The 278-nt window shown below is 48.2% G+C and carries 1 protein-coding gene; it reads left to right on the forward strand.

Annotation, left to right across the window (positions count from 1 at the left end):
• A partial coding sequence (locus AAEY88_RS13260) for an alpha/beta fold hydrolase (protein WP_350563142.1) occupies positions 1-278 on the forward strand: 278 nt, incomplete at both ends.

Here is a 278-nt window from a genome sequence, read left to right on the forward strand (position 1 = left end):
GGACACGGTACCATTCCGTCAGGATTAACCGACATTACTTGGCCTGATCTTGCTGGGGCGGTATCACTTGCTGTTGCCCGCTTGTCTGCCCAATTACCCGGTAAACCGATTTATGTGGTCGGGTTTTCGACAGGAGCTGCTTTAGCATTAAACCATGAACTTGAGAATATCAGTTTAGATAAGCCTACAAGCTTTGCCGGTATGGTCATGTTATCACCAGCCATTGGTCTTGCTCCCATTGCAGCAGGCGCTTATTGGCAAGCCAAACTGGGTAAATT

It is taken from the genome of Psychrobacter sp. CAL346-MNA-CIBAN-0220 (genome assembly GCF_040309805.1).
GTDB lineage: Bacteria > Pseudomonadota > Gammaproteobacteria > Pseudomonadales > Moraxellaceae > Psychrobacter.